Below are 24,089 nucleotides of genomic sequence, written 5' to 3' on the forward strand. Positions count from 1 at the left end.
CTCAGAACGGCAGGACAACGTCAAGCAGCTGCTGGCCGTAGCGGGGCTGCTGCACATCAGTGATCTGACCGCGGCCGCCATAGGACACCCGGGCAGAGGCGATCTTGTCATAGGTGATTTCATTCTGGCGGCTGATATCCTGCGGCCGGACATAGCCGGTGACCAGAAGTTCGCGAAGTTCGAAATTCACCCGCAGCTCCTGAGTGCCGCTGATCGCCAGCACGCCATTCGGCAGCACGTCGACGACGGTCGCGGCAACTCGCAGCTCCAGCTTTTCGCTGCGCTTGACGGACCCTTTGCCGCCTGAGGCGCTGGAGCTGCCAATCTCTACAGCGTCTGCAGAGGACGCACCTTCCGGAAGTTTCCGGTCCAGACGCTGCGGCAGGCCCAGAAGCTGAGGCATGTTCATGCTTTCAGAGCCTGAACGCGACCGCTGGGTATCGTTGGAAATCTCCGCTTCCTCGTCGATCTCGATCACCACTGTCAGGATGTCGCCACGCTTTATGGCACGGCGGTCGCCCAGGAGCGACTGCTGCGAGCCGCTCCACAGAGAGGAGCCGTCGACCGTGCGCCGGGTCTGCGTTTGCATTGGCAGCCCCTGATACAGCATTGCAACATGTTCAGGCGTTTCATTGGCCGGGGTGAATGTGGGCGGCTTGCCCAGATGGTCCATCCGGCCGCAGGCGCCCAGCAAAGCCAGTCCGAAAAGCAGCGGTTTGACGCGGGAAAATTGCATAGTCATCAGTTTACCTCTACGGAGCCGTCGCCGTTGATCCGGCCGGTGACAGTGGTGCGGGAAGAAAGGTTCATGACCCGGACGGCTTCGCCTGCAGCGCCGCGGCCCAGAGAACGCCCTTCCGCGGCAATGGTCAGCCCGCCCTGGCGGAAGATCAGGGTCACAAGGTCATTGCGTTCGATGATGGCCGGCGGGCCGATGTCGCCCGGGCGCATGGGCCTGCCTGCATAAAGCGCGACCCGCGCTTCCATGCCGATCACCTCCGACGGGTCGGTCAGTGCGCCCAGGATCTCGCCTTTTTTCAAGGCCAGGTCCTCGGCATTCACGATCTCCTTTGCGCGGATCGTGCGCAAAGGTGTCAGGTATTCCGCCCAGGCTGGGGGAGCGCACAGCGCCGCGGCTGTCAGGCAGGCAAGAACACGTTTCATCAGCGCACCTGTGTGGTTGCACTCATCATCTGGTCGACTGCCGAGATGACCTTGGCGTTCATTTCATAACCGCGCTGGGCTTCGATCAGCTCGGTCACTTCGCGCACCGCGTCAACGGAACTGGCTTCCAGATACCCCTGGCGCAATGTGCCGAGCCCGTCTTCGCCAGCTGTCGATACGGCGGCAGCGCCGGAGGCTTCCGTTTCCGTGAACAGGTTGCTGCCGATTGCCTCCAGCCCCTTGGGGTTGGTGAAACTTGCCAGCGTGAACTGACCCAGCAACTGGCCTTCCGTCGTTTCGTTGAAGTACCCGTAGACTTCGCCTTCGGCATTGATCGAGATGCTGGTTGCGTCATCGGGGATTGTGACTTCGGGCGAAACGGCGAAGCCGTCAGAGGTGACAATCAGCCCTTCTGCCGAGCGCTTCAGCGCGCCGTCGCGGGTATAGGCGGTCTGGCCGGACGGCAGGGTCACTTCCAGATACCCGTTGCCGTCAATGGCGATGTCCAGGTCGTTGTTGGTCTGCTGCAGAGCGCCCTGCGACAGATGCACGGATACGGCGGCGGGGCGCACGCCCAGGCCTACTTGCACACCGGTTGGAAGCACGGTTCCGTCGGACGCGTTCACGGTGCCGGCGCGCGAAATCTGCTGGTAATGCAGGTCGGCAAACTCGGCCCGCCGCGCGTTGTACGCGGTGGTGTTCATGTTGGCGAGGTTGTTGGAGATGGTCTCCACCCGCAGTTGCTGGGCGCTCATGCCGGTCGCGGCGATCTTCAGGGCACGCATCTGGATTCTCCTAGGTCTTGATCAGGTTCTTGATGGCATTGCGGATGCGCTCGTCTTCCGACTGCAGGAAGCTCTGGCCCATTTCATAGGCGCGCTGCACTTCGATCATGCGGGTCACTTCGGAAATTGCGTTCACGTTGGATCCTTCCAGGAACCCCTGCAGGACCTTCGAATCGAAGGACTGCTCGATCTCCCCTTCGACGCGGAACATGACCCCGTCTTCCCGAACCATCGTGTGCTGATCCATTGGCTTGAAGAGGCCCAGCTGGCCCAGCAGACGCCCGTCTGCACTGATTGAGCCGTCGGAACCGACTTCGATCTTGCCGGCATCCGGCGGCACAAAAACCGGCGCACGGCCTGCGTCGAGCACCCGGAAGCCGTCCATGGTCACGAGGTCGCCGGCCGCATTGGAAGAGAACGCACCGGAACGGGTCAGCCGTTCGCCCTGGGGCGTCTCGACCATGAAAAACCCGTCGCCTTCGATTGCGAAATCAAATGTGCCGGCCGTCTGGGTGAACTGGCCTTGTTCCATCGACGTGTTGAAAATGTTCGCACGCGACATCGACAACGATTGCTGCCCCGGAGACGACTGCACGAATTCCGAGAAAATCAGCCCTTCCTGGCGGTATCCGGTCGTGGCTGAGTTGGCGATGTTGTTCGCAACAACGCGCATCTCCCGGATCAGACCGGACTGGCGTGAAAGCGTGGCGTAACCTGCAGTTTCCATTACGAACCTCCGGCAATCATCGGAATGATGTGGCCGTCGAAGAAGGCCACCAGCGTTTGCGTCATGAAGCCCATGGTCATCCAGAACACGACCAGAATGGCCGTCAGCTTGGGAACGAAAGTCAGGGTCATTTCCTGCACCGACGTCAGGGCCTGAAACAGGCCAATGGCCAGACCGACAACCAGCGCAACGATCAGGATCGGGGTTGCCATGGTCACGGCCGCCCAAATTCCCTGGCGCAGCGTGTCATAGAAGAGGCTTTCGCTCATCATGGCTCAGACCGGCATCCTCAGGATTTCCTGGTACGCCTCGACCACTTTGTTGCGCACCGTGACGGCAGTCTCGACCGCCAGTTCAGTCTGCGCCAGCGCTTGCACCAGTGCATGCGGGTCCGCCTGCGAAGTCATTGATTGCACGGAGACCTGCTCACTGCTCTGCAGGGTCGTTGCAAAGTGCTCGAAACTCTCTTTCAGACGGGCGCCAGCGCCAGCAGCTTCATGGTTGGGGTCGGCCTTGGTGGCTGGCCTGGCGGCGGCATAGCCGCCTGCGGCGGAAAGACTGTGAATATCCATTCTGGATCTCCAAATTTTTCGGTTAGCGTCTCAAAAGGTCCATCAGCGAGGCTGACATCGAGCGGGTCTGTTCAAACATCTTCAGATTGGCTTCGTAGCTGCGCTGGGCTTCGCGGGCGTCGGCAATCTCGATCATCAGGTCGACATTGGAGCCCTCGTAGTGGCCGCTGTCATCGGCAAGCGGGTGCGAAGGATCGTAGACTTTCTCCAGGTCCCGGCGGTCCAGATTGATCCGGCCGGTGCGCACATGCTCCACATCGGTTTGCAGTTCGCGCACGGCCTCGAATGGCACGGTCTTGCGCCGGTAGCCCGGAGTATCCGCATTGGAGATGTTCTCAGACACATGCCGAAGCCGTGCAGCCTGCGCCTTAAGGCCGCTGGAAGTGACGGAAAGGGCTCTTGAAAACTCACTCATCGCTCATCCCCCTCAGTTCTTGCCGAGGCTGGCGCGCAGAATGTTCATGGAAGATTTGTAGATCGCCATGGCGCGTTTGTGCTGCCGGGCGACTTCGACGCCCTTCAGCAGCTCGGTTTCGACGGAGACGGAATTGTCGTTGGGGTCGCTGCCGGCCTCGGTAGAAGTGACGGCCCAGTCCAAATTGCTGTTTGAGTTGCCATTCAAATGGCTGCCGCGGGATGCGATCATTCCGGTCGGGCGGGCGCCTGCAGCAAAGACCTCTTTGAATGGCTTGATGTCCTTGGCGTGGTAACCCGGCGTATCGGAATTAGCGATATTCTGGGAAACCAATGCCTGGCGTTTCCCGGCATGGGTTGCCATCGAATAGGCGATTTTGAATACGTTCAATTCTGTGAACACCAGGGTTTCTCCCTTGATCGATTTCAATCAAGGCTTAACCCCGATTCCTTTAGAAATTGTTTTCAGGACATGAAGGGAGACCGCTGCGATGAAAGCAGAGCTGCAAGCACTGACCCGTCAGATCGCCGGAAAACGCCTGGCGACAAAGATGGGCCGGGTGACGGGGATCTCGGGCGGGGAAATCGAAATCGGCGGGCTGGCTTCCTCGGCGCGGATTGGCGACAGGCTGATCTTGCGGCGTGGGCCGCAGGATGCATTGCATGGCGAAGTTCTGAAGATAAATGGCAGCAATATTAGCATGTTACCGGATAGGGCGCCGGATGGGGCCGCCATCGGAGATCCGGTTTTGCTGAACCCGTCTCCGGAATTTGCACCCAGCGATCATTGGATTGGACGCGTTATCGATCCCTTTGGCGAGCCGCTGGACGGCCGCCCAATGCTTCCCGGCAGTGAGCCGCGCGATCTGATGGCGCCGCCGCCCAAGGCTGCTGGCAGGCGGCCCATGGGAGAGCGGCTGGCCACCGGGCAGGCGGTTCTGAATACGATTCTTCCGATTGTACGGGGGCAGCGAGTCGGCCTCTTTGCCGGGTCCGGGGTCGGTAAATCCTCATTGCTGGCCAAACTTGCCCAAGCAATGCAGGCCGATGTGGTTGTGATGGCACTGATCGGCGAGCGCGGCCGGGAGGTGAACCACTTCGTTGAGCAGGTCCTGGGACCGGAAGGCATGCGCCGCGCCATTGTGGTCGCCGCGACCTCCGATCAATCCGCGCTGGTCAGGCGCCGCTGCGCGTGGGCTGCCATGACCGTGGCAGAGCACTTCCGCGATCAGGGAAAGAACGTTCTGTTCCTGGCGGATTCGGTCACGCGTTTCGCCGAAGCGCACCGGGAGATTGCGGCCGCCTCCGGCGAGGCGCCGGCGCTGCGCGGCTACCCGCCTTCGGTGACGCCGCTGATTACCGGCTTGTGCGAACGGGCGGGGCCGGGGGCCGAGGGCCAGGGCGATATCACGGCGGTATTCAGTGTCCTGGTTGCTGGGTCGGACATGGACGAGCCGATCGCGGATATTCTGCGCGGGGTTCTCGACGGGCATATCGTCCTGAACCGGGAAATCGCCGAACGCGGACGGTTTCCCGCAATCGACGTGTCCCGCTCTGTGTCGCGCAGCCTGCCAGCCGCAGCGACAGCCGATGAAAATGCTGCGATCCAGGACGTGCGCAAGTACCTGGGGGCTTATGAGCAGTCCGAGGTCATGATCCGCGCGGGTCTTTACGCTGAAGGCAACGATGCGGTCCTGGATCAGGCCGTGAAACTGTGGCCGGAGCTGGATGCGTTTTTCGGCCGGGAAGATCCGGAAGGTATCACCAGCAGCTTCAACCGCCTGCTGCTTCTGCTGCGCCGGGCCAAGGCCGGGCGCTGAAGCCGGCGCCTGTACTTGTCAGCCCGGCTGGGAAGTGCAGGTGCTGGTTACCCTCTGGGAAAATGCGAAAAGGGTGCAGCCAGACTGAACTGGTGGCACCCTTCTTGAGTTTTCCGTGTTATCTGGCCCGCTTGTTCAGCTGGTCAGCAGCATCAATGCGGTTGAGCCGGAAGAAACGCTTGCCTGGAAATCGGCAATTTCTGACCGCACCAGGTAAGTGTTGATCAGCTTTTCCATTTTTTCCGGATCAGAGAAAACTGCGAGATCATCAGAGCCGAACACTTGTTTTGACTTGTCTTTGAAGACTTCCAGCTGCTGGTCCAGATCGATCTGTGCCAGGCTGGTTGGCAAGCCCAGGGCGGTTTCGAACAGCTCCCGCAGTGCCTGCTGGCCCATGACATTGAACCACTTGGTGTTCACAGCGGTTCCATCTTCGGCAAGGTTCAGGACTTCGCGTTCGCCAAACATGGCCACGCGCATAGAGTTGTCCTGTTCACCAACAGCGGCCTCGAAGGATTGCACCTGATTGGTGTGAACCAGGTCAAACATCGCCTTCAGATCGCCGGTTTTGAGCGATTGCCCCGGGCCAAACCCGAAAGCCTCGCTCAGCTGGACATAGCGGTCATCCCCCATCCGGTTGGCCAGCGCGTCGTCGGCCTCGGTGCCTTCCTGAAAAATCCGTTCCAGGAAGGCTTTCTTGTAGCTGTCCTCTTCCAGCCCGAATGCGCCAAGGGCAACATTCAGCAGCCGCGAGTCGCCAATGAGGTCCTCTGCTGTTTTCACGTTCCCGATGTTTTCCATGAAATAATCGGTTTCGCGTTTCAGGACCGCGTCATTTTTGAAAACGTCGAACTGCTTGTCATAGGTCGCCTGGAGGAAGTTCCACCCGGCGATACCTGTGGCTGGCAAGAGGGGCTGAAAGTTCATGACGGCCGGACCGCGAACAAGCGGTCTTCCCGCGGCAGCAAGGTGCGCAGCGCCTTCAGGCAGCGGTAGTGGTTGTTGTTGATCAAGGCGTCCGTGGCTTCGGCAATGGATGACCGGCTGTCAGGGTCGGTAAAGACCTGGCTCAGTTCTTCGATCCGGCGCAGCATCGGCAGGCGTTCCTCATCAGGGTCTGCATCGCCCGACAGGATCAGCTGGGCGGCGTAGCACACCCGGCGCACTGGCGTATTCGCTTCTTCCGGATGGATTGCATCACGAAGGCGCAGGATATTGGCGTCCGGTGTAACAATGGACAGGCGGCTTCGGCGGTCGCCGTTTTCGATCACCGCGCCATTTACAAGGACACGCTCTTTGGGGGCAAGTTTCAGGACAAGTCCGCTCATATTCAGGATGCTCCGCTGCGGAGGCCACGCAGGATGGCCGTATTGATTTCCACCAGCGGCCGGACATTGGCCTTGCGCTGAAGCACTTTGCTGGTGTGCTGTCTCGTGAATTCCGCCAGTTCGAAGAGATTCCGCTTGAGATCATCCGGCAGTGGATTCGCCTCCATCGAGAGATCTGCGGTGAAAATGGACCAAAGCTTGCGGTTGTCATTCAGTGCTTGAGCAAGATCACTGAAGCCATCGCCGCCTTTCTGCGCAGCCGTGATCAGCCGGCGGGTAACGCGGGCGACCACTTCATACTCGAAATTCTTTGCTGTCCGGGTCGGGGACTTTGCCGCCGAATAGGCACTCTTCGCCTTCAGAAGGGCATTCACGTGTTTTCCTAACGTTTTATTCTTCAGGTTCTCTGAGAAGGGAAGACCGGGGCGCGTTTAGCGCCCCGGTAAGGGCTGTTAACGGAACAGCTGCTGCAGGGTCGACGGCGCCTGGTTGGCGATGGTCAGCGACTGCACGGCCAGCTGCTGCTGGGTCTGCAGCGCCTTCAGGCGGGCAGATGCCTCTTCCATGTTGGTGTCGGTCATCGCGCTGACGCCGGTCTTCAGCGAGTCGGTCAGCTTGGACACAAACTCGTTCTGGTCGGTGATGCGCTTGGAGTCCGCACCAAGTGCCGCTGCATCGTCGATCGCACCTGCGATAAGGGTGTCGATTTCACCGAGCGCAGAGGCTGCAGTGGTTGCATCGGTGATCGTAGTGAGAACACTTGCGGTCCAATCAAGATCGTTCTCCATGTCTACGGCATCGACGGTGATCGATGTCGAGCCGTCGACGGAACCAAGCACCGTCAGCGACGAAGCAGTGCCGTCAACAGTGGCATTCAGAAGGTTTGCGCCATTGAATTCCGCAGAAGAAATGATTGCGGTAATCTGCTCCTGTTTCTTTTCAATGTCGTTCTGGATCTTGGCGTGGTCAACGTTTTCCGAGTTCGCGGAAACAATCAGCTCCTTCATGTCCTTCAGAGCTTCGACGATCTGCTCCGCACCGGAAGATGCTACGGCAACGGTTGCTTCGCCAAAGTTCAGAGCGTCGCTCACGGCTTCATAAGCCTGGATGTCGGATTCCATAGTCTTGGAGATGGCCCAGACAGCGGAGTTGTCCTTGGCCATGCCGACCTCTTTACCAGTCGAAATCTGGTTCTGAGTGTCGCTCAGGTCATTGTTCACCGAACGCAGAGTCTGCAGAGCAACCATTGCGCCGTTGTTGGTCAGAATGCTGGTCATAGCTTTTTCCTTTAGCTGCGGGGCGCTTTGACCCCATTATTCCTTGCCCCTGGGGGCGCTGTGTGACGTCTTTCTGACAGTGCGTTCCGCCGTCCGGCTTCCGCGCCACCTTTCATCAGGTGCAAGGCGACATTGGCGCATCAGTTGCTAAGGGAGTGCTAATGGCGGCATTTGGTTTTTTAGAATTTTCTCCAAATTGCGCTCAGGCTCTTTTTTCCAGTTTGGTTGCCCCGCGGGTGCCAAAGCGGTTCCGGCGCCCGGACTGGTCATAGACGTCCAGGCCCCTGCGGATGCGGCGCAATTCGGCCATCCGGGCAGCGACGGATCGGATCCCCTCCATCGCACTGTCGAGAAGCTGCTGGTTGCGCGACAATTTGGTCTGCACCAGTTCCAGCGCCTCGCGCTCAAGCTCTGTCACAGAGTTCAGTTTGCTGATGACTTTCTCTTTTTTCGCCAGAAGCTCTTCCAGCTTGCTCAGGTCGCCTGCCATCAGGGCAACGCGTTCGCGGTCGAGAATATTATCGAGCTCATCAATGAGCTGCTGCGGTTCAGGGTTGCTCACCTTGGGTCTCCTTCAATGCGTGATAAAGTGATTCGGCCAGGCCAATGCCGCCAGAGCGGGCGATCTGCGTTGCTTGCTCGCGGATCAGAAAGCTGGAAAACTGCTCTTCGCCAGCGCCGCCTCCGAAGCTTTCACTGGCTTCGCCGAGGCCTGCGGATTTGAGCATTTCAGCAAGAAATGTGGCTTCCAGTTCAATTGCCGCCTCGCGCAGCGGGTCGCTCTTGGCGGGCCGCACCGGGGTGGCCGCAGAGGAAGTCTGAAGCTGGATGGGCAATATGTCTGTCATGTCCGGTTCTCCGGTTGAAACTCGAATTCCATCGATTTTCTGAAGTTGCCCCGGAACCGGTTAAAATTGCCGTAACCGCTTTGGGGTAGGTGTGTCCGGGTCGAGATAGAATATCCGGAACATGACCATGATGATGAATTCGATCCTTGGAATTGAGGCTGCCAGCGGTGGAAAGCCGTTGGCGGCCAACGCGAGGACTCAAGAAAAATCAAATAGTTCCAGTGATTTTTCAGCTTTTGTGGCTGCAGAAAATGGGCGGGGCGAAGTCCCGGAAAAAGTTTCTGAAAATGCTGCTGAACCAGCCGGCGAATCTGCGGTGCCCAAAGCCGAAGCCGGTCAGGAAGGCACCTCTGCCGAAACCAGCAGTGAGGACGCCAATGCTGGTGCCGGCAGCGAGACGGCAGCGGCCGGTGGGCAGTCCGACACTGCCCCAGAGACCGGAATCGGGAGCGCAGGCGCAAAGCCAGAAGGTCCCGGTGCGGTTGAATTCGCCGCCATTGAGATTGACAGAAAACCCGGCATGGAAGCAGGGAACGGCACCGAACCGGACGCGGCGGGAGTTGGCTTGGAACCTGAAGACATGTCTGAGACCAAGGCAGCGAACATCGATGAGACAAGCCGCCTGCCTGACAGTGATGACATTCCGCGTCTTGCATCGGACCCCGGCAGCAAGACGCCGGGCACCGCGGACCGTATGGTGCCAGAGCGTGTAGAGCCAGACCGTGCGGCACCAGGCCGTGGGGAACTGGCGGCAGCCGGCAGCAGCAGCCAAGATGCGCACGGTGCAGTCGCCGCAGCCGCTCAGCAGGGCTCAACACCAGGAGAGGTTAGCAGCCTGGCAGTCCAAAGTGTTTTGAGCGGAAGGCAAACCAAGCCGGACCAACCTTTGGCAGACGGTGAGCGCAAAATTGTTTCCGGCACGGCAGCGGCGGGGCTGGAAGCAAGTACAGCGGCACCGCCTGCCGTAAATGGCAGCCGCGGCAGCGGCCATACTGTGCCAGCCGATTCTGCGGTGAGGCCTGCTCCTTCGTTCAGCGCCAGCGCTGCTTCGGGTCAAGCCTCCGATGGGTCTGGCCGAGCCCTGCCACTTTCAGGTTTTCCAAATGCGCAGGCTGTTGAGAAACTGGCCGCGGTGCAGCCCGAAGGCGTGGCGCGCGCCGTTGCGGCTGGCGCGCAAGGCGCAGTTCAAGCGCTTGCCGCAGGCCAGCCAGTGACACCGGCGCCACATCAGAAAGCGCAGCCGGACCTTTCTGGCATGAAAGTCTTTGACGAGGTTTCAGAGGCAGCAGCTGAAGTGGCGAAAGCCGCATCCGCAGATGTCAGGACCGGAACTGCCCAGGTCGCCTCAGCACCGCAAGCGGCGCTTCCGGCTGCGGCGGTTATCCAGTCGTTACAGGCTGGCGGGATGGCTGAGGCCTCCGCAGAGACCGATTTTCTGTCCCTTGCGCTTGGCATGACCGGTGACTCACCGGGGCTGACCCAGCTTCTGGCGGAAGCGTCGTTTGGCACGCAAGCCGGGCACCGGCCGGAAATGCCCCGGATGATCGCAGCCCAGATTGCCGAGGCATTTGCAGCCAAGGGCGAACAGAAAGTCGAGGTGAGCCTGAACCCGCAGGAGCTGGGGCATGTGAAAATGCGGGTGGTGACCAGCGAATCGGGCATCACGATGATCATCCAGACAGAACGCCCGGAAACCGGCGACCTGATGCGGCGCCATATCAACGAGCTGGCCGAAGAATTCCGCCGCATGGGGTACGAAGATATCTCTTTTGAATTCAGCGGCGGCCAGACCGGCGGCGGGCAGCAGGGTGAAAATGAACAAGGCGGTTCGGCGCAGGCCGGCGGCAGAGGTGAGACGGAAATGTCCGGTGGAATGGCCGCCGGAGCGCCAGCAACACAGAATCTCCGGCTTGGCGCTGCCGGTGTGGATATGAGGGTCTGAACACATGACAACAGCAGTCACTTCCGCGGGCAGCTCTGCGGCACAAACCTACGCGCAGCCGGCGGCCTCCCAAGGCACTTCCGGGCTGACATCCGATTTCGAAACCTTCGTGAAGATGCTGACCGCGCAGGCCACGAATCAGGATCCATTGGAACCGCTTGATTCGACCGAATATGCGGCGCAACTGGCGCAGTTCTCGATGGTTGAACAGCAAACCAAAAGCAACACCCTGCTGGAGGGGCTGCAGTCGCAGCTTGGCCTCGCCAACATGGCGGCGCTGTCGGGCTGGGTCGGCATGGAGGCGCGGGGCGTGGCGCCCGGCTATTTCGACGGCAGCAATGAGATCACCATTGCACCCAACCCGGCCGCCGCGGCGGATTCGGTGACACTGGTCGTGCAGAATGCCAATGGCACTGAAGTGCAGCGCGTCACCTTGCCGGTGTCGGCTGAGCCCTATCAGTGGAATGGCCTGGATGACGACGGCAACCCGCTGGAAACTGGAGAGTATTCCTTTATCGTAGAAAGCAGGAAGGGCGATGACCTGTTGCTGCAGGAATATGCCGAGATCTATTTCAAGGTGAACGAAACCCGGATGCAGGGCGGAGATGTGGGGCTGATTACCGAGGGCGGCTCGGTGGTTCTCGCCTCCTCGGTCAGTGCGTTGCGCGAACCTGCAGGGTAATCCGGCGGTAGGCGCTGACGGAAAAACTGTCTAAGAACAGGGCGGCCAACACCGGAGACCGCCCTGCAACCGCTGCCCGATCAGTTCGAAGCCCGTTTCTTTGCGCATTTGTCTGCACAGGGGCTGCATGTGCCTGCCCCGCGGCGTCTGACCGGCGGGCGGTCAAACCACGTCTGGCGGGCCGGCGGGCTGGTGATCAAGCTTTACGCCGAAGATGGAGCAAATCCGCTGTTCGCCAATGACCCGGCGCGCGAGGGGGCGATACTGGCGGCGCTGTCCGGTACCGGAATGGTGCCGCCACTGGTGCAGACCGGTGCATTCGAAGGCCGGAATTGGCTGAGCTATGCCCATGTCAACGGCAGCCCCTGGCAGGAAGACACCGCCCATGTGGCAAGGCTCCTGGGGCGGTTGCACGATGTGTCGCCGCCACCTGGGCTGCCGCAGGGGATAAACGGCAGTTCGGCTTTGGAAACGCAAACTCTGGGTATTCTCAAGAACTGCAAGGACCCTGACCAATTGGCAGCCCTGCGCCCGCTGGGCCGGGTTCCGCCTCTGCCGCAGCCGGTGCTCATCCATGGCGATCCGGTGCCGGGAAACCTTCTGGCGCATGATGGCACCCTGACGCTGATCGACTGGCAATGCCCGCAGATCGGCGACCCGGCAGAGGATCTGTCTCTGTTCCTGTCCCCGGCAATGCAGCTGATGTACCGGGGGGCGCCGCTGACGAAGGCCGAGGAAGACAGCTTTCTGAGGGCCTATCCCGATCCGCGTATTGCAGGCCGGACGCTAGCGCTGAAACCCTGGTTTCACTGGCGCATGGCAGCCTACTGCCTGTGGCGGGCCGAACAGGGCGGAGAGAAGGACCGGCAAGGCTATCAACTGGAACGCGCGGCGCTTCAGTCCATCAGGCCTAGAACCGCATAGGCGGGCGGCATCAGCACCCGGCGGGCGCGGCCGAATGGAAAGCGCGGCATCTTTTGCACTGCAGGCGAATAGGGCAGCTCTGGCCTGCACCCCTGCACCAGGTCGCTGAGAATCCGCCCGGCATAGCTGCCCATCGCAACCCCGTTGCCGTGATAGCAGAGGCCGGCAAACATTCCAGGACTCTCGGGCACCGGCCCGATGAAAGGCACCAGATTGCGCGACAGGCAGACCATGCCGGACCAGCAATGGGTGGTTTCCACATTCCGCCACTCCGGGAACATGGCTTCGAAATCCTGCCGCAGCTTGTGCCGGATGCCTGCCTCGGCACGGGGCGAGGCCAGCAGCCCGCCGCGCATGCCAAACAGGAAACGCCGGTCCGGCATCAGCCGGAAGTAGTGCAGCAGGTGGCGGGTGTCATAGGCCATCTGCTGAGAAAACCAGCCTTGCTTCTGCAGCTCTGCCTCTGTCAGGGGGCGAGTTACCATGACCGTCGATTGTGCGGGCATGTAGCGCCCCGCCAGCCATTCGGGCAGGTCCTCAGAGGAGTAACCATTGGTGGCGATGACAACCTTGGATGCCCTCAGAATCCCTTTTTTAGTCTCTATCTCATACCCGCCGGCCGCCTGTTTTATGGATAGGGCCGGACTGTTCTGAAACAGTTTGGCGCCTGCTTTCCCGGCAGCGGCGGCCAGGCCGAACAGGTATTTGCGCGGGTTCAAGGCAAAGCCCACCGGCGTGGTCAGCGCGGCATGGAAACTGCCGTTCAGACCGTGGTCCGCCAACTGGCGGCGGGCAAGGAACTCCACCTCTTCGCCCGCCCTTTGCAGTTCCTCGGCCTGTGCTGACAGGCGGCGCGCAGCTTTTTCGCTGTGCGCCAGCTGCGTCTCCCCGCGGGAGTGGGTGTCGGCCGCTATGCCGTGAGAGGAAAGCAGTTCTTGCACAAGGTGCACCGCAGCCTCTTCGCTGGCCTCGTAAACGTCTGCGGCGGAACTGCCGAACAGCCTGCGCATTGCGGTGCCGGAAAGTTTCGAGCCGCCAAGGCAGCAGAACCCGCCGTTGCGCCCTGACGCACCCCAGCCCGGTGTCTCCGCTTCCAGCAGGGCAACGGAAACCCCGCTTCCGGTCAGGTGCAGGGCTGCCGACACGCCGGTGAAACCGCCGCCGATGATGGCAACATCGGTAACGGCTTCCCCTTTAAGAACGGGCCAGTCCGGTGCCGGGATGGTCTCGTCCCACCAGCAATTGCTGCGCGGGCCGGGACCATAGGCATAGCCGGAAAAGATCCGGCGCATCAGGTGCGCACCGCAGCCTGTTCCTCGCGCTTCTGGCGGGCCACCTGATGCTTGGTCACCAGCGAGGCGGTGATGACGCCCACGGTGACGATCGAGATCATGATCGTCGACAGTGCGTTGATTTCGGGGCTGACACCCAGGCGCACGGCCGAGAAGATCTTGATCGGCAGGGTGGTGGCTGAGGGGCCGGAGGTGAAGGATGCAATCACCAGGTCATCGAGCGACAGGGTGAAGGCCAGGAGCCAGCCGGAAATCACCGCGGGCGCAATGATCGGCAGGGTCACCAGTCGGAACGCCTCAGACGCGGAACAGCCCAGATCCAGCGCAGCCTCCTCCAGCGAGCGGTCGAATGTCACCAGCCGGGAGGACACCACCACCGAGACATAGCACATCGAGAAGGTGGTATGCGCCAGCACGATGGTGAACACGCCGCGATCCAGGCCGATGCCGATGAACAACAGAAGCAGTGACAGGCCGGTGATCACCTCGGGCATCACCAGCGGCGCATAGATCATGCCGGAAAACAGCGTCCGCCCCATGAACCGCCCGCCGCGCACCAGCACATAGGCGGCAATAGTGCCCAGCACGGTCGCCATCGTGGAGGAGAACACCGCCACCTTGATGGTCACCCAGGCGGCATTCAGGAACGCCTCGTTCTGCAGCAGCTCGCCGTACCACTTGGTTGAAAACCCGGCCCAGACGGTGACCAGCTTGCTTTCGTTGAAGCTGAAGATCACCAGGATCACCATCGGGATGTATAGGAAGGCAAAGCCGAGGGTCAAAGATACGGCGTTAAACCAGCTCATACGGTTCATTGCTCTGCCTCCTGCTGTTTCTGCTGGTTGCGCTGGAACAGCACGATCGGGATCACCAGGAGCAGCAGCAGAACCACCGCCACCGCGGATGCCACCGGCCAGTCGCGGTTGGAGAAGAACTCTTCCCACAGCACCTTGCCGATCATCAGCGTGTCGGATCCGCCCAGCAGCGACGGGATCACGAATTCACCGAGCACCGGGATAAAGACCAGGAAACTGCCGGCAATGATGCCGGTCTTGGACAGCGGCACGGTTACCAGCCAGAAGGCCGTCAGGCGCGAGCATCCAAGGTCCTCGGCAGCCTCGATCAGCGAGCCGTCCAGCCGTTCCAGTGCCGAATAGACCGGCAGGATCATGAACGGCAGGTAGGTGTAGACGATGCCGATATAGACTGCGGAATTGGTGTTGAGGATGGTCAGCGGCTCGGAAATCACTCCGATCCACATCAGGAACTGGTTGAGAAAGCCCTCGTTCGACAGGATCCCCATCCACGCATAAACGCGGATCAGGAAAGAGGTCCAGAACGGCAGGATCACCAGCATCATCAAGGTCGGGCGCCATTCTTCCGGCGCGCGCGCCATGCCATAGGCAATCGGATAGCCGGCTAGCAGGGTGAAGAAGGTCGAGACCACCGCGATCTTCAGAGAGCTGAGGTAGGCCTTCCAATAAAGATCGTCTTCGGTCAGCCAGACGAAGTTCTCAAAGTCCAGCTCTGCGATGAAGGCTGCGATGCCCTCGGCCCAGTCGAACTGCGGGAAATAGGGCGGGCGGGCCACCGCGGCATCCGACAGGGAGATTTTCAGAACGATGGCAAATGGCACCAGGAAGAGTGCCAGAAGCCAGACATAGGGGATGGCAATCAGGACAAAGCGGCGCATCAGTCTGCCAGCAGAACGCCTGCCGTGGCAGTCCATGACAGCCAGACAGTGTCTTCCCAGGTGAAGGCGCGGCGGGCGATGCGGCGGGTGTTGGCGGTCTGCGCCTTGATCACCGCGCCGGTGGGCAGTTCCACATGGTAGGTGGAGATATTGCCAAGATAGGCGATATCCAGAATGCGGCCCTGTACGGCGTTATCCGCCTCGGCCGGCTTTTCGGCGCTGATCGCCACTTTTTCGGGCCGGATCGCCAGATGGCACTTCTGCCCGTCGGAAAACGCGGTCGGTGACTTGACGGTCAGCGGTTCATGGCCCTCGTGCCAGGACATGGCGTAGGCTTCGCTGCCGTTGAGCTTGGCCGTGCCTTCGATCAGGTTCACGTCGCCAATAAAATCAGCCACATAGACAGAGTTCGGGCTTTCATAGATCCGGTCCGGCGTCGCCACTTGGATGATCTTGCCGTGATCCATCACCGCCACGCGGGAAGCGACGGTCATCGCCTCTTCCTGGTCGTGGGTCACGATCACAAAGGTGGTGCCGGTTTTCTCCTGAATGTCCATCAATTCGAACTGGGTGTCCTGGCGCAGTTTCTTGTCCAGCGCGCCCAGCGGTTCATCGAGCAGCAACAGCTTCGGGTGTTTCGCAAGCGAACGGGCGAGGGCAACACGCTGGCGCTGGCCGCCGGAAATCTGATGCGGCTTGCGGCGGGCGAATTTCTCCAGCCGGGTCAGCCGCAGCATTTCATCAACGCGGTCGTTGATGTCATGCTTGGGCATCTTCTCGCGCTTCAGGCCAAAGGCGATGTTTTCCCAGATCGAAAGATGCGGGAACAGCGCGTAGGACTGGAACATCATGTTCACGGCCCGCTTGTTCGGCGGCACCGGGGCAATATCCTGCCCGGCCAGGAAAATCTTGCCTTCGGTCGGGGTCTCGAATCCGGCCAGCATCCGCATCAGCGTGGTCTTGCCGCAGCCGGACGGGCCCAGCAGCGCGTAGAATTCCCGCTCGTAGATGTCGATGGTCAGGTTGTCGATGGCGGTGAACTCACCATACCGTTTGGTGACGTTCTGGAAGTGGATCAAGGGCTTAGCCTCAGGATCGTTCCAAGGTTCGAATACGGAAGCAGTCAAGCCGGGCCTCTTCTGCGAATTGTCGCGCGGATGTCTTGGGGGGCCGCGCGAGGGAACCCCAGGCGCGTCAGGATTTGCGGGGCGGCGAATGCGCCCCGCGGGTCAAGCAACGGCTGATCAGGTGCCGGATTTGACCTTGGTCCACATGCGGGTGGCCTTGCGCTGTACTTTCGGCGGGTAGCCTTCCTTGATGTACAGGTTCTGGACGGTTTCTTCGTTGGGATAGATTGCCGGATCGCCGATCACATCCTCTTCCAGGAATTCCTGGCTCGCCTTGTTGCCGTTGGCGTAATAGACGTAGTTGGACGCAGCCGCCATGTTCTGCGCATCCATGATGAAGTTCAGGAACTTGTGCGCGCCTTCCGGGTTCGGGGCATCGACCGGGATGGTCATCTGGTCGAACCACATCAGCGCGCCTTCCTTGGGCGCGTTGTATTCGATCTCGACGCCATTGTCTGCTTCGACCGCACGGTCGCGCGCCTGCAGAATGTCGCCGGACCAGCCGAAGGCCACGCAGATATCGCCGTTGGCCAGGGCGTTGATGTATTCGGAGCTGTGGAACTTGGTGATGTAGGGGCGAACAGCCAGCAGCACTGGTTCTGCCTTTTCAACGACATCGGCATCCATGCTGTTGGGATCTTCGCCGATGTATTTCAGCGCCGCCGGGATCATTTCGTCCGGGGCATCCAGGAAATGCACGCCGCAGCTTGCAAGCTTTTCCATATTGGCCGGGTTGAACACCAGCTCCAGCGAGTCGATTGGGGCGTCGTCGCCCAAAACTTCTTTCACCTTGGCAACGTTCACGCCGATGCCAGTGGTGCCCCACATGTAGTTGATGGAGTATTCATTGCCGGGGTCATACTTCGCGGTGCGCTCCTCGATTGCGTCCCACATGTTTCCCTTGTTCGGCAGTTTCGACGGGTCCAGCTTCTGGAAGGCGCCGGCCTGGATCTGGCGCGCCATGAAGGAGCCGGTCGGCACCACAACATCATAGCCCGAGCCGCCTGCCAGCATCTTGGTTTCCAGAACCTCGTTGCTGTCGAAGACGTCATAGATCAGGTCGATGCCGGTTTCCTTCTCGAACTTTTCCAGCAGGCCTTCGTCGATATAGTCCGACCAGTTGTAGACGCGAACCTCCTCCGCCGTGGCGGCGGCTGCCGTGCCAAGGGCAACGACGGCGGTCATGGTCATCGTTTTCAGTGTCATGAAATTCTCCCTGTGCGTGCCGGCTTCCAGGTCCGGCTGTAAATAGATTTGATCAAGTTTTGCCGCGTTCGGCAATACTCTTTATGTTTTCACTTGGCTCAGGATGGTGCAAGCTGGCCAAAATCGAGGAGGAAACCCCCAGGTGACAGAGACCACTTCGCCCCCCGCAGCGGCGCAGGAAAGCCCGGCGAAACTGCCCGCGCATGAGATCGTTTACCAGAAGCTCAGGGCGCAGATTCTGTTCGGCGAACTGGTGCCCGGGCAGGCCGTGACAATCCAAGGTCTGGTCGAGACGCTGGAAGCCGGCATGACGCCGGTGCGCGAGGCGATCCGCAGGCTGATTTCCGATGGGGCGCTGATGTTCCAGGGCAACCGTCGGGTGTCGGTTCCTCTGCTCGGGCCGCAGGACCTGGAGGAGCTTATTTTCGCAAGAAAAACAATCGAATGTGAGCTTGCACGCCGGGCCACGATGCAGATTGCTGCCGCCGATATCGAAGAGCTGGTGACCATTGATAACGCGCTGGACAAGGCGATCGCGACCGGTGATGTCGCGGGCTATCTGGTGCAGAACTACAGCTTTCACACGGCGCTTTATTCCCATGCGAAAGCGCCCATTCTCAGCGACATTGCCGACCGCCTGTGGCTGCGCTTCGGCCCCTCGCTGCGGGTGGTCAGCGGCCGCCTCGGCACCCAGAGCTTTCCGGACCGGCACAAGGACATCCTCGACGCGCTGCGGCGCCAGGACCCGGAAATGGCCGCCTTGGCGATGGAGCGGGACGTCTTTGAGGGCATGGAGCATGTGGTTCAGGGTCTGCGGGCCGCGAACTGATTCGATTGACACCTGAGAATTTGATCATATTCTGGTGCCAATCAGTTATTCTCAGGAGCGAGTCTCATGACCGTGATCACCAACCACATGCCGACGGCCGAGCTGCAGGCGCTGGACGCCGCCCACCACATGCACCCGTTCACCTCCAATGGCGAGCTGTCGCAAAAGGGCGCGCGCATTATCACCCGCGCCGATGGCGTGCATCTGACCGACAGCGAAGGGCATCAGATCCTTGATGCGATGGCGGGTCTGTGGTGCGTCAACATCGGCTACGGCCGTGAGGAGCTGGCCGAGGTGGCCGCCCGCCAGATGCGCGAGCTGCCCTATTACAACACCTTTTTCCAGACCACCCATGTGCCGGCCATCGCGCTGGCGGCCAAGATCGCCGAGCTGGCGCCGGGCGACCTGAACAATGTGTTCTTTGCCGGTTCCGGCTCTGAAGCCAACGACACCAACATCCGCATGGTGCGCCATTACTGGGCGCTCAAGGGCAAGCCGTCGAAATCCGTCATCATCAGCCGCAAGAACGCTTATCACGGCTCCTCTGTCGGCAGCGGTTCTTTGGGCGGCATGAGCGGCATGCATGCCCAAGGCGGCATGCCGATCCCGGATATCCACCATATCAATCAGCCGAACTGGTGGGCCGAAGGCGGCGACATGCCGCCGGAAGATTTCGGCCTGCAGCGTGCCCGCGAGCTGGAAGAGGCGATCCTGGAGCTGGGTGAAGACCGTGTGGCTGCCTTTATCGCAGAGCCGGTGCAGGGGGCCGGGGGCGTGATCGTGGCGCCAGACACCTATTGGACGGAAATCCAGCGGATCTGCGACAAGTATGAAATCCTGCTGATCGCGGATGAGGTGATCTGCGGTTTCGGGCGCACCGGCAACTGGTTCGGCAGCGAAACCCTGAACATCCGCCCCGACATCATGACCATCGCCAAGGGCCTCAGCTCCGGATACGCGCCGATCGGCGGCTCTATTGTCAGCGATGAGATTGCTTCGGTGATCGCAAGCGACGAGTTTAACCACGGCTACACCTACTCCGGCCACCCGGTGGCCGCAGCGGTTGCGCTGGAAAACCTGCGCATCCTGGAAGAGGAAAACATCCTGGGCCACGTGCGCGACGTCGCGGCCCCGTATCTGAAGCAGAAATGGGAAGCGCTGACCGATCACCCGCTGGTGGGCGAGGCCAAGATTGTCGGCATGATGGGCTCGATTGCGCTGACCCCGAACAAGGAAACCCGCGCCGCGTTTGCATCTGATGCCGGCACCGTCGGCTACATTTGCCGGGAGCGCTGCTTTGCCAACAATCTGGTCATGCGCCATGTCGGCGACCGCATGATCATCTCGCCGCCGCTGGTGATCACCCCGGAGCAGATCGACGTGCTGATCGAACGCGCCGTCAAGTCGCTGGATGAATGCTACGCGGAACTGAAAGCGAAGGATCTGCTGCACAGCGCTTGATTCCATATCCGGCTCCGATTCAGGGGTAGACTCATAAGGCCCGGCAATATTATTGCCGGGCCTTTTCTCTTCGGTTCCGGGGGTAAAAGAGTCGGTTTCCAGCCAAGGTTTCGCAGTTTGCGGCGCAAAATGTCCGAAGTGGGTCGCAAAGCGTCCGATCATCCAGGGCGGAACAGGACTAGGGTTCCGCTAGGGTATTCTTTTCCGTCAGGAGGGGACCGAAGTATGAATTTCGTACGCTCACCGGTGAAAGAATATTTTTTTCATATCTAGCGCTTGGTAGCTTTGGTGTGATTAACTTCGAATAAGTGCAGAGCCAATCTGCCGGAATGACAAAACTACGGGGAGCCTGCTTTGGCTGATGCGTCAAACGTTGATGCGTTCGTTGAATTCGAACGCGTCCAAAAGAGCTATGATGGCGAAAATCTCGTTGTCAAAGACCTTAACCTCACCATGCCCAAGGGCGAGTTTCTGACCATGCTTGGCCCTTCCGGGTCCGGGAAAACCACCTGTCTGATGATGCTGGCTGGTTTTGAAACGGCAACCCACGGCGATATCCGCCTGGACGGAACATCGATTAACAATATTCCGCCGCACAAGCGCGGCATCGGCATGGTGTTCCAGAACTACGCCTTGTTTCCGCACATGACGATTGCGGAAAATCTCTCCTTCCCGCTGGAAGTCCGCAAGATGGGCAAATCTGAACGCGAAGAAAAGGTGAAGCGGGCGCTGGATATGGTGGAAATGGGCGCCTTTGGCGGCCGCCGCCCGGCACAGCTTTCGGGTGGCCAGCAGCAGCGGATCGCACTGGCCCGCGCGCTGGTGTTCGAACCCGAACTGGTTCTGATGGACGAACCGCTGGGCGCGCTCGACAAGCAGCTGCGCGAAAAGATGCAGTTCGAGATCACCCATCTCGCCCACCGTCTGGGGATCACCGTGGTCTATGTGACCCACGACCAGACCGAGGCGCTGACCATGTCCGACCGCGTTGCCGTGTTCGACGACGGCCGCATCCAGCAGATCGCGCCGCCGGACCAGCTTTATGAAAGCCCGGAAAACAGCTTCGTGGCCCAGTTCATCGGCGAAAACAACACGCTCGAAGGCACCGTCAAGGAAATCAACAACGGTATCGCGCTGGTGCAGCTGGACGATGGCGAGCTGATCGACTGCAAGCCGGTCAATGTCTCGAAGCCCGGCGAGCGCACCCGCGTGTCGATCCGTCCGGAGCGGGTGGAATACAACAAGAGCCGCCTGCGCGAAGGCGTGCATACCCTCAAGGCGGAAGTTCTGGAGTTCATCTACATGGGCGACATCTTCCGCACCCGTCTGCGGGTTGCCGGCAACGATGAGTTCATCATCAAGACCCGGAACGCCCCGGACCAGACCCGTCTCCAGCCCGGTCAGCAGATCGAAATCGGCTGGCTGCCGGAAGACTGCCGCGCGCTGGACGCCTGATCCGCGCGCGCCGAACCCCCGGCAGAAGAACGACCGGGGGGCATCTCACATCTGTGAATTTCAACAAGGAGAGACTCTCTATGAAACTCAGCAAACTGTCTGCACTGGCGATGACCACCGCCCTTTGCGCCCCTTCGGCCTTTGCCGAGGAAATGGCCAATGAGCTGACCCTGGTGTCCTGGGGCGGTGCCTATCAGACCAGCCAGCACAAGGCTTATGTTGAGCCCTATCTGGCCGCCAACCCCGATGTGAAAGTGGTTTGGGACGAAAGCTCGGCTGAAGCCGTGGCCAAGATCCGTGCCATGAACGAAGCCGGCAATGTGACCTGGGACCTGGTCGATGTTGTGGCCTCCGACTCCATGCGTCTTTGCGACGAAGGCCTGGCGGAAGAAATCAACCATGACGAAGACCTGGCAGCGGCGCCGGACGGCACCGCCGCCTCCGAGGACTTCGGCGACCTGATCGTCAGCGACTGCTTCGTCCCGCAGATCGTTTACTCGACCACCTTCGGCTACCGCACCGACCTGATCGACCAGCCGGATTCGGTCTGCGCGATCTTCGACACCGAGAAATACCCGGGCAAGCGCTCGCTGCAGAAGCGTCCGATCGACAACATGGAGTGGGCTCTCTACTGCGACGGCGTGGCCAAGGATGAGATCTACGACGTGCTGGGCACTGACGAAGGTGTGGCGCAAGCTCTGGCCAAACTCGACACCATCAAGGACCAGGTGGTGTGGTGGACCGCAGGCGCGGAAACCCCGCAGCTGCTGGCCGACGGCGAAGTGGTGATGGGCTCGACCTTCAACGGCCGCCTGTTCTCCGCAATCGCCGAGCAGGGCCAACCGATCGGCATGCTCTGGGACATGCAGTCCTTTGACCTCGACGGCTGGGTTGTTCCGGCAGGCCTGCCCGCGGACCGCAAGGCCCGTGTGATGGACTTCCTGAAATTCGCAACCGACACCCAGCGTCTGGCTGACCAGGCCGCCTATATCTCTTATGGCCCGGCCCGTGCCTCCTCGGCACCGCTGGTGGGCAAGCACGCCGAACTGGGCATCGAAATGGCGCCGCACATGCCGACCGATCCCGCCAACGCCGGCAACGTGCATGTCTATGACTACGAATGGTGGGCAGACAACCGCGATGATCTGGACGCCAAGTTCCAGGCATGGCTGGCCAAGTAATCTGACCCTTCCAAGATTGCAGGGGGCCTGCTGCGTCCAGGCCCCCTGCCCAAAAAAATAAAGACCCGACGGGGAACCCTATGACTGACATTAGCCAATCCGGCCCGGTGCTGGCCGCGGACGGCACGCCGCTGAAGCGCAGCCTGGCGCGGGCACTGCGGATGCAGAAGCTGCGCGCGCTGATGCTGATTGCGCCGCTCCTGCTGTTCATCCTTGTGACCTTCATCCTGCCGGTGGCTGATATGCTGTTCCGCTCGGTGGAGAACCGGATCGTCCAGGACACGCTGCCCCAAACGGTCGAAGCGCTGGCGGACTGGGACCCAGCGTCAGGACAGCTGCCTGAAGAGGCAGTGTTTGCCGCCATGGCCGCGGATCTCCAGATCGCAGCCCGCGCGAAAACCCACACCAAGGTCGCCAAGCGCCTGAACTATGAAAACCCGGGCGTTTCCTCTGTGTTCCGCAAATCGGGCCGCAAAGTCAGCAAATGGGATCTCGCTGCAGACGGTCCGTTCCGTGAAAAGCTGATCGAAATTGACGATGGCTGGGGCGACGTTGAACTGTGGCGCACCATCAAGACCTATTCCGGCTCCGTAACATCCGGCTACTTCCTGAACGCCGTCGATATGCAGCTGGGCGCTGAAGGCCCGGAAATCCGGCCCGAGAACGAGCGGATCTACAACACCATGCTGATCCGCACCATGCGGATGTCCCTGATCATCACCTTCAGCTGCATCCTGCTGGGCTACCCTGTCGCGTGGATCCTGGCCAACCTGCCGGCACGCAAGGCGAACCTGCTGCTGATCCTGGTGCTGCTGCCCTTCTGGACTTCTCTCCTGGTGCGGACCTCCGCTTGGAAGATCCTGCTGCAGCAGCAGGGTGTGATAAACGATACACTGGTCTGGATCGGGCTTGTGGACGATGCCAACCGATTGGTTCTGATCAACAACGAGCTCGGCACGATTATCGCGATGACGCACATCCTGCTGCCGTTCATGATCCTGCCGATGTACTCCGTCATGCAGACCATCAACCCGTCCTACCTGCGCGCCGCCAAATCGCTGGGCGCAACTGACTGGACAGCCTTTTGGCGGGTCTATTTCCCGCAGACCGTGCCGGGCATCGGCGCAGGCTCGATCCTCGTTTTCATCCTGGCTGTGGGCTACTACATCACTCCGGCCCTGGTCGGCGGCACCAAAGGCACCTTCATCTCCAACCTGATTGCCTACCACATCTCGACCTCCGGCAACTGGGGCCTGGGTGCGGCACTGGGCGCAATCCTTCTGGCGGTCGTCCTGCTCCTCTACTGGGTCTACGACAAGGTCGTCGGCATCGACAACGTTAAGCTGGGATAACCGATATGAG

The 24,089-nt window shown here is 60.5% G+C and carries 28 protein-coding genes; 9 read left to right on the plus strand and 19 right to left on the minus strand.

The genetic code is table 11. The features are described from left to right. Position 1: 1 nt before the first annotated feature. Genes flgH through KUW17_RS06750 form a run of 8 tightly spaced genes read right to left on the minus strand, consistent with a single transcriptional unit; the run spans position 2 to position 4,065 of the window. On the minus strand, positions 2 to 742 hold the full coding sequence (gene flgH, locus KUW17_RS06715) for a flagellar basal body L-ring protein FlgH (RefSeq protein WP_222477055.1): 741 nt from the start codon (positions 740 to 742) through the stop codon (positions 2 to 4). After that, positions 742 to 1,164 (minus strand): flagellar basal body P-ring formation chaperone FlgA, encoded by a 423-nt coding sequence (flgA, locus tag KUW17_RS06720; RefSeq protein WP_222477057.1) that lies wholly within the window; start codon positions 1,162 to 1,164, stop codon positions 742 to 744. Before flgA ends, flgH begins: the two co-directional genes overlap by 1 nt. After that, complete coding sequence (gene flgG, locus KUW17_RS06725) at positions 1,164 to 1,949, minus strand: flagellar basal-body rod protein FlgG (protein WP_222477059.1); 786 nt, start codon at positions 1,947 to 1,949, stop codon at positions 1,164 to 1,166. Before flgG ends, flgA begins: the two co-directional genes overlap by 1 nt. Before the next feature lie 10 nt (positions 1,950 to 1,959). After that, the gene (locus tag KUW17_RS06730; protein ID WP_222477061.1) at positions 1,960 to 2,676 is read right to left on the minus strand and encodes a flagellar hook-basal body complex protein; all 717 of its coding nucleotides are present in this window, start codon (positions 2,674 to 2,676) and stop codon (positions 1,960 to 1,962) included. Next, on the minus strand, positions 2,676 to 2,948 hold the full coding sequence (locus tag KUW17_RS06735) for a flagellar biosynthetic protein FliQ (protein ID WP_222477063.1): 273 nt from the start codon (positions 2,946 to 2,948) through the stop codon (positions 2,676 to 2,678). The genes KUW17_RS06730 and KUW17_RS06735 overlap by 1 nt, the downstream gene beginning before the upstream one ends. 3 nt (positions 2,949 to 2,951) lie before the next feature. Beyond that, complete coding sequence (fliE, locus tag KUW17_RS06740; RefSeq protein ID WP_222477065.1) at positions 2,952 to 3,248, minus strand: flagellar hook-basal body complex protein FliE; 297 nt, start codon at positions 3,246 to 3,248, stop codon at positions 2,952 to 2,954. Positions 3,249 to 3,270: 22 nt separating this feature from the next. Beyond that, the gene (gene flgC, locus KUW17_RS06745; RefSeq protein ID WP_222477067.1) at positions 3,271 to 3,663 is read right to left on the minus strand and encodes a flagellar basal body rod protein FlgC; all 393 of its coding nucleotides are present in this window, start codon (positions 3,661 to 3,663) and stop codon (positions 3,271 to 3,273) included. 12 nt (positions 3,664 to 3,675) lie between these two features. Beyond that, on the minus strand, positions 3,676 to 4,065 hold the full coding sequence (locus KUW17_RS06750; protein WP_222477069.1) for a FlgB family protein: 390 nt from the start codon (positions 4,063 to 4,065) through the stop codon (positions 3,676 to 3,678). An 88-nt stretch (positions 4,066 to 4,153) separates the two neighbouring features. On the opposite strand from KUW17_RS06750, the gene KUW17_RS06755 reads away from it, so the two are divergent. Further along, positions 4,154 to 5,482, plus strand: a complete 1,329-nt coding sequence (locus KUW17_RS06755; RefSeq protein WP_222477071.1) for a FliI/YscN family ATPase — start codon at positions 4,154 to 4,156, stop codon at positions 5,480 to 5,482. Positions 5,483 to 5,617: 135 nt separating this feature from the next. Here the strand turns inward: KUW17_RS06755 and KUW17_RS06760 are convergent, their stop codons facing one another. From KUW17_RS06760 to KUW17_RS06785, 6 genes are all read right to left on the minus strand, one after another. After that, a complete protein-coding gene (locus KUW17_RS06760) occupies positions 5,618 to 6,409 on the minus strand; it encodes a DUF1217 domain-containing protein (protein ID WP_222477072.1) in 792 nt (263 codons plus the stop codon). Continuing rightward, a complete protein-coding gene (flbT, locus tag KUW17_RS06765; protein WP_222477074.1) occupies positions 6,406 to 6,810 on the minus strand; it encodes a flagellar biosynthesis repressor FlbT in 405 nt (134 codons plus the stop codon). The genes KUW17_RS06760 and flbT overlap by 4 nt, the downstream gene beginning before the upstream one ends. A 2-nt stretch (positions 6,811 to 6,812) precedes the next feature. Further along, positions 6,813 to 7,184, minus strand: a complete 372-nt coding sequence (gene flaF, locus KUW17_RS06770) for a flagellar biosynthesis regulator FlaF (RefSeq protein WP_222477075.1) — start codon at positions 7,182 to 7,184, stop codon at positions 6,813 to 6,815. A 78-nt stretch (positions 7,185 to 7,262) separates the two neighbouring features. Continuing rightward, positions 7,263 to 8,087: a flagellin gene (locus tag KUW17_RS06775; RefSeq protein ID WP_222477076.1), complete on the minus strand. Its 825-nt coding sequence runs from the start codon at positions 8,085 to 8,087 to the stop codon at positions 7,263 to 7,265. Between the two features lie 202 nt (positions 8,088 to 8,289). Continuing rightward, a complete protein-coding gene (locus tag KUW17_RS06780) occupies positions 8,290 to 8,649 on the minus strand; it encodes a flagellar biosynthesis protein FlgN (RefSeq protein WP_222477077.1) in 360 nt (119 codons plus the stop codon). After that, the gene (locus KUW17_RS06785; protein ID WP_222477079.1) at positions 8,636 to 8,935 is read right to left on the minus strand and encodes a rod-binding protein; all 300 of its coding nucleotides are present in this window, start codon (positions 8,933 to 8,935) and stop codon (positions 8,636 to 8,638) included. The genes KUW17_RS06780 and KUW17_RS06785 overlap by 14 nt, the downstream gene beginning before the upstream one ends. 121 nt (positions 8,936 to 9,056) lie before the next feature. On the opposite strand from KUW17_RS06785, the gene KUW17_RS06790 reads away from it, so the two are divergent. The 3 genes from KUW17_RS06790 (at position 9,057) to KUW17_RS06800 (ending at position 12,483) form a co-directional block, all read left to right on the plus strand. After that, the gene (locus KUW17_RS06790) at positions 9,057 to 10,877 is read left to right on the plus strand and encodes a flagellar hook-length control protein FliK (protein WP_222477083.1); all 1,821 of its coding nucleotides are present in this window, start codon (positions 9,057 to 9,059) and stop codon (positions 10,875 to 10,877) included. 4 nt (positions 10,878 to 10,881) lie between these two features. Beyond that, positions 10,882 to 11,559: a FlgD immunoglobulin-like domain containing protein gene (locus tag KUW17_RS06795; RefSeq protein ID WP_222477085.1), complete on the plus strand. Its 678-nt coding sequence runs from the start codon at positions 10,882 to 10,884 to the stop codon at positions 11,557 to 11,559. 123 nt (positions 11,560 to 11,682) lie between these two features. Further along, a complete protein-coding gene (locus KUW17_RS06800) occupies positions 11,683 to 12,483 on the plus strand; it encodes an aminoglycoside phosphotransferase family protein (protein ID WP_261397073.1) in 801 nt (266 codons plus the stop codon). Here the strand turns inward: KUW17_RS06800 and KUW17_RS06805 are convergent. From KUW17_RS06805 to KUW17_RS06825, 5 genes are all read right to left on the minus strand, one after another. Continuing rightward, the gene (locus KUW17_RS06805) at positions 12,456 to 13,775 is read right to left on the minus strand and encodes an NAD(P)/FAD-dependent oxidoreductase (protein WP_222477087.1); all 1,320 of its coding nucleotides are present in this window, start codon (positions 13,773 to 13,775) and stop codon (positions 12,456 to 12,458) included. The two genes, KUW17_RS06800 and KUW17_RS06805, sit on opposite strands and share 28 nt — an antisense overlap. After that, positions 13,775 to 14,590: an ABC transporter permease gene (locus tag KUW17_RS06810; RefSeq protein WP_222477088.1), complete on the minus strand. Its 816-nt coding sequence runs from the start codon at positions 14,588 to 14,590 to the stop codon at positions 13,775 to 13,777. The genes KUW17_RS06805 and KUW17_RS06810 overlap by 1 nt, the downstream gene beginning before the upstream one ends. Further along, positions 14,587 to 15,468, minus strand: a complete 882-nt coding sequence (locus KUW17_RS06815; RefSeq protein ID WP_222477090.1) for an ABC transporter permease subunit — start codon at positions 15,466 to 15,468, stop codon at positions 14,587 to 14,589. Before KUW17_RS06815 ends, KUW17_RS06810 begins: the two co-directional genes overlap by 4 nt. After that, positions 15,468 to 16,595 carry an ABC transporter ATP-binding protein gene (locus tag KUW17_RS06820; RefSeq protein WP_222477092.1) on the minus strand — a complete coding sequence of 376 codons (1,128 nt, stop codon included), beginning with the start codon at positions 16,593 to 16,595 and terminating at the stop codon, positions 15,468 to 15,470. The genes KUW17_RS06815 and KUW17_RS06820 overlap by 1 nt, the downstream gene beginning before the upstream one ends. Positions 16,596 to 16,712: 117 nt before the next feature. Then, positions 16,713 to 17,801, minus strand: coding sequence for a polyamine ABC transporter substrate-binding protein (locus KUW17_RS06825; protein ID WP_222477095.1), 1,089 nt, complete (start codon positions 17,799 to 17,801; stop codon positions 16,713 to 16,715). Positions 17,802 to 17,943: 142 nt separating this feature from the next. Here KUW17_RS06825 and KUW17_RS06830 point away from each other — a divergent pair, with 142 nt between their 5' ends. The 5 genes from KUW17_RS06830 to KUW17_RS06850 all read left to right on the plus strand — a co-directional run bounded on the left by KUW17_RS06830 (position 17,944) and on the right by KUW17_RS06850 (position 24,079). Next, positions 17,944 to 18,630, plus strand: coding sequence for a GntR family transcriptional regulator (locus tag KUW17_RS06830; RefSeq protein ID WP_222477097.1), 687 nt, complete (start codon positions 17,944 to 17,946; stop codon positions 18,628 to 18,630). A 66-nt stretch (positions 18,631 to 18,696) separates the two neighbouring features. Beyond that, positions 18,697 to 20,091: an aspartate aminotransferase family protein gene (locus tag KUW17_RS06835; protein ID WP_222477103.1), complete on the plus strand. Its 1,395-nt coding sequence runs from the start codon at positions 18,697 to 18,699 to the stop codon at positions 20,089 to 20,091. A gap of 354 nt (positions 20,092 to 20,445) precedes the next feature. Continuing rightward, positions 20,446 to 21,546: an ABC transporter ATP-binding protein gene (locus KUW17_RS06840; protein WP_222477105.1), complete on the plus strand. Its 1,101-nt coding sequence runs from the start codon at positions 20,446 to 20,448 to the stop codon at positions 21,544 to 21,546. 80 nt (positions 21,547 to 21,626) lie between these two features. Then, a complete protein-coding gene (locus tag KUW17_RS06845; protein ID WP_222477107.1) occupies positions 21,627 to 22,727 on the plus strand; it encodes an extracellular solute-binding protein in 1,101 nt (366 codons plus the stop codon). 80 nt (positions 22,728 to 22,807) lie between these two features. Next, complete coding sequence (locus tag KUW17_RS06850; protein WP_222477109.1) at positions 22,808 to 24,079, plus strand: ABC transporter permease; 1,272 nt, start codon at positions 22,808 to 22,810, stop codon at positions 24,077 to 24,079. Positions 24,080 to 24,089 lie beyond the last annotated feature (10 nt).

It is taken from the genome of Leisingera aquaemixtae, assembly GCF_019801145.1.
Lineage (GTDB): Bacteria > Pseudomonadota > Alphaproteobacteria > Rhodobacterales > Rhodobacteraceae > Leisingera > Leisingera aquaemixtae_A.